Annotated in this window: 3 protein-coding genes; all 3 read right to left on the reverse strand. The window is 64.6% G+C overall.

Annotated features, from left to right (window positions below; genetic code table 11):
- Positions 1 to 134 precede the first annotated feature (134 nt).
- The 3 genes from ACK1VC_RS24750 to ACK1VC_RS24760 are packed head-to-tail and all read right to left on the reverse strand — an operon-like array spanning position 135 to position 4,201.
- Complete coding sequence (locus tag ACK1VC_RS24750) at positions 135 to 1,478, reverse strand: c-type cytochrome (RefSeq protein ID WP_095115131.1); 1,344 nt, start codon at positions 1,476 to 1,478, stop codon at positions 135 to 137.
- An 18-nt stretch (positions 1,479 to 1,496) separates the two neighbouring features.
- Positions 1,497 to 3,746 carry a xanthine dehydrogenase family protein molybdopterin-binding subunit gene (locus ACK1VC_RS24755; RefSeq protein WP_191086687.1) on the reverse strand — a complete coding sequence of 750 codons (2,250 nt, stop codon included), beginning with the start codon at positions 3,744 to 3,746 and terminating at the stop codon, positions 1,497 to 1,499.
- Complete coding sequence (locus ACK1VC_RS24760; RefSeq protein WP_191086686.1) at positions 3,746 to 4,201, reverse strand: (2Fe-2S)-binding protein; 456 nt, start codon at positions 4,199 to 4,201, stop codon at positions 3,746 to 3,748. Before ACK1VC_RS24760 ends, ACK1VC_RS24755 begins: the two co-directional genes overlap by 1 nt.
- Positions 4,202 to 4,390: the final 189 nt, after the last annotated feature.

The following is a 4,390-nucleotide window of genomic DNA, read 5'->3' on the forward strand; positions in this document are numbered from 1 at the left end:
ACGATGCATGGCCCGGCTGCGCTGGGTTTCGCGGAGCAAGCCCACTCCCACAAAGTCACCGCTAAATCAAATCAGAGTTTGTCCGATGGGAGCGGGCGCGCTCGCGAAGAGGCCGGTGCAAGAACCACGTCAATTCAGCGCATATGCAAGATGATCGGGCTGCTGCTGGCTGGGTCGGTATGACCACGCAACTTGCCTACCGCCTGCGCATCCACCGCACCACCCTGGTTGCCCCAGGCCGTACGCACAAAACTCAGCACTTCGGCAATCTCCTGGTCACTCAACTGCTGGCGGAAAGCTGGCATGCGATAGGCATCCGGCACCCCGGCAGCCACCACCCGCTGCGAACCATTGAGGGTGATATTGATCGCTGAGGCGTTCTCCCTGGCCAGTGCCGAGGTGGCCCCTGCCAATGGCGGCATCCACTCGGCTTGGCCTTTGCCGTCCAGGCCGTGGCAAGACGCGCAGCGGGTCACATAGGTGTGCGCCCCCGGGCTGTCGAGCCGTGCCGCTGCCGATTCGACCCGGTACTGCCATGGCGCGCCGTCACGCTGTGGATCGCCGGGCAGTGATTTCAGGTAATGGGCAATGGCGGCCAGGTCATCGTCATGCATGAATTGCGTGGAGTTGTTGAACGCCTCAGTCATCGAGCCGAACACCACGGCATGCCGGTTGCGCCCGGTTTTCAGGAACTGCGCGATTTCTGCCTCGCTCCAGCGCCCCAGCCCGGTGTTAGGGTCGGCGCGCAGGCTCGGTGCGTACCAGCCGTCGAGCAGGGCGCCGGCCAGGAAGGGTTTGCCGCCTTCATCCAGGGCCTTTTCGTTGAACGCCAGGCCGCGTGGGGTGTGGCAGCTGCCGCAGTGACCTGGGCCCTGGACGATGTAGGCCCCCCGGTTCCACTGCGCATCCTGGCCGGGCTTGTCGGCGTATGGCGAGGTGGCGGCGAACAGGCCATTCCATAAGGCAATGGGCCAGCGCAGGTTCAGCGGCCAGGGAATGTCGCTGGGCAGATTGGCCTGCCGGGCGGGTTGCACGTTGTGCATGAAAAACGCATACAACGCCCTGACATCATCATCGCTGAGCTTGGCGTAGGACGGGTAGGGCATGGCCGGGTACAGCCGCCTGCCACCAGGGGCGACACCCTGGCGTACGGCACGGTCGAAATCGGCCAGGCTGTAGCTGCCGATACCGCTGTCGCGGTCGGGGGTGATGTTGGTGGCGTGGATGGCCCCCAGCGGGGTGGCCATTTCCAGTCCACCCGCGAACGGCTTGCCGTCCGGCAGGCTGTGGCAGGCCACGCAGTCGCTGAGGCGGGCGACGTACTCGCCGCGGCTGATCAGGGCCGGGTCAGCGGCAGTGGCCTGTGCGTCGGCAAACGGCGAGGCCGGCTCGCGGGTCACATACCAGGCCAGCAGGCCTGCCGCGACAAGGCACGGCAGCGCCAGCCAGCCAGCGGTTCTTGCGAAACGATGGGTCATCGGGCTTCCCTTGTGCAGTCAGCTGAAGGTATGGCGGCTCAGTGGCAGGCTACGCACGCGCTGGCCGGTAAGCTGCGCGACCGCGTTGGCCACAGCCGGGGCTACAGCGGGTAGCGGTGGCTCGCCGATACCGCCCATCTTCGCCCCGCTTTCGACAATGCGTACATGCACACGTGCCATCCGTGAGGGCGGCAGGATCGGGTACAGGTCGTAGTTGCGTGCGCGCGGCTTGCCATCCACATAGACCGCTTCTTCCACCAGCGTCTGCGACAGGCCAAGGGCAACTGCGCCGTTGACCTGGTGTTCGATGATCGCCGGGTTGACGATGCTACCCGGGTCGATGGCCTGCCAGATGTCGTGCACCTTGACCTGGCCGTTCTCGATCGACACCTCGGCAATGACTGCCGCTTCCGAGCCAAAGGGTGAGGCCATTGCCACGCCGCGTGCCCGTTTGCTGCCATCCTCGGCAGTGAAGGGCCCACGTTTCCAGCCACCGGACAGCTCGGCGACCGCGTTCAGCAGGGTGGTCAGGCGCGGGTTGTCGCGCAGCAGGTGCAGGCGCAGTTCGAACGGGTCCTTGCCGCCTTTGTCTGCCAGTTCATCGAGGAAGGATTCATAGAAGAAGTCGTTCAACGAGTTACCCACCGAGCGCCAGTAGCCGAGCATGGCCGGGCCTTTGACGTAGATCTGGGCAATGCGCTTGTTGGCGATGGCGTACGACTTGCCTGATAGCCCCTCAAGCGCGGTCGGGTCGATCTTTTCCCCTTGCTTGCCAGCAAGAGCCTCGGTTGGGCCTTCGGTGGCGCTGACCGCTTCGAGGGCCACTGGCATGCCATCGGCATCCAGCCCGGCGCGGAATTTCACCACTGCAACCGGGCGCAGCACATCACGCAGGAATTCCTCTTCGCGGCTCCAGATGAGTTTTACCGGCCGGCCAACCGCTTTGGCCAAGGCAATGGCCTGCGGGTAGGGGTTGGCCGAGTCGTACAGGAAGTGGCGGCCAAAGAAACCGCCCAGCAGCGGCGAGTGCAGGTTGATTTGCGCAGGTTCCAGGCCGGTACGCTTGGCAATGTCATCACGGAACATGTCCGGGGCCTGGTTGGGCAGCCAGACGTCCAGGCTGCCGTCCGGGTTGAAGCGGGCGAGGGCGGACGGTGGCTCGAGCTGGGCATGGTTCAGGTACTGGTTGTGGTAACTGGCCTCGACCTTGGTCTTGGCATTGCTCAGGGCGCCAGCGATATCGCCTTCGTTTTCTTCGTCCCGCGCCGGGCCCTCGACGTTGGCGAGGTGTTCCCGCCATGCGTCGCTGGAGAAGTCGGCCGGCATCGGTCGCACGTTGCTGTCGGCGGCCGGCTCTTTCCAGTCCACCTGAATCGCCTCTACCGCACGCTTTGCGTGCCACCAACGCTCGGCAACCACGGCCACTGCGCCCGGCAGTTGGTGCACGGAGTGCACGCCTTTCATGGCCTTGACCTGATCTTCGTTGCGCACGCTGCCCACGGTCATGCCCAGACGTGGTGCGTGTTGCACGGCGGCGTGCAGCATGCCGTCGACCTTTATGTCGATGCAGTACTGTGCCTTGCCGGTGGACTTGTCGTAGGCATCCAGGCGGCGAACAGGCTTGCCGATCCAGCGGAACTGGCTGGGGTCACGCAGCTTGACGCTGGCCGGGTCGGGTACCGGCAGGTCCATGGCGCGCCCGGCGAGGTCACCGTAGGGTATCGAACGCCCCGTCGTGGTATGTACCACGTTTCCTGGCGTGGTCGAGAGTTCGTCGACCGACACGCCCAGTTGTTCGGCGCCGGCCTGCAGCAGCATGGCCCGGGCAAGGGCACCCAGGCGGCGCATGGTCGGGTAGCTCATGCGCACCGACATGCTGCCACCGGTGATGCGCATGCCGTTTTCCATCACCACGTAAGCTTCGCCCGGTGGTGCGCTATCGACCACGAAATTGACGGGGTCGACATCCAGCTCTTCACCCACAATTTGCGCCATGGCGGTGAAGGGGCCTTGCCCGCCTTCCATAAAGGGGCTGAGCAGGCGTACCGTGCCGTCTGGGCGAATCTCCAGAAAAGCGGGCACCTGGGTACCGCGTTCCGGGGTGGCTGCAACCGCTGCCTGCACACGGCCCGACCCCATTGGCAGGCCGAAACCCAGCACCAGGGCACCGACAGCCGTGCCGGCAAGAAAGCGCCGGCGCGACAAATTGACTGTCTCGCCCAGTTGCAGCCTGAGCAGTTCGCCAGGGGTCTCTACGGGCGTATTCATCAGGCCTGCTCCCCTTGCGCCAGGTCATGCACGGCAGCGTGAATGGCGTTGTAGGTGCCGCAGCGGCACAGGTTGACCATGGCCGCGTCGATTTGCGCGTCGCTTGGCTTGGGGGTGTGCTTTAACAACGCCGTGGCGGCCATTACCTGGCCGGACTGACAATAGCCGCACTGTGCCACCTGGTGCTCGACCCAGGCCGCAACCACCCGTTTGCCAACGGCATCGGCTTCGATGGCCTCTATGGTGGTGACGTCGCGCCCCACCACACCGGCCACCGGGGTGACGCAAGCGCGTACTACGTTGCCGTCCACCAGTACCGAACAGGCGCCGCACTGGGCCAGGCCGCAGCCATACTTGGTGCCGGTCAGCCCCAGATCATCGCGGATCACCCACAGCAAGGGCGTGTCGGCGTCCGCCTCGACCTGGTAGGTCTGCTGGTTAATGCGTAGTTCCATGGTTCACCTGCCAGTCATCGGTTGCTGTTGCCATGTTTTTCTATGCGGGGAATACGTTGTTCCCCAGTGCAGAAAAGCTAGCACAGCGGTGTGACCGCTGGTCTGGTGGTTGGGCCAGGTTCAGAGGATCAGGCAAGCAATCCGGCGGAATACGCAAGCCTGTACTGGCGCCATCGCCGGCAAGCCAGC

Source organism: Pseudomonas sp. XP2 (assembly GCF_053557975.1).

Excerpts from the sequence above, each read along its gene's own strand:
- ACK1VC_RS24750 (WP_095115131.1), bottom strand. The coding sequence starts at position 1,478 with ATGACCCATCGTTTCGCAAGAACCGCTGGCTGGCTGGCGCTGCCGTGC.
- ACK1VC_RS24755 (WP_191086687.1), bottom strand. The coding sequence starts at position 3,746 with ATGAATACGCCCGTAGAGACCCCTGGCGAACTGCTCAGGCTGCAACTG.
- ACK1VC_RS24760 (WP_191086686.1), bottom strand. The coding sequence starts at position 4,201 with ATGGAACTACGCATTAACCAGCAGACCTACCAGGTCGAGGCGGACGCC.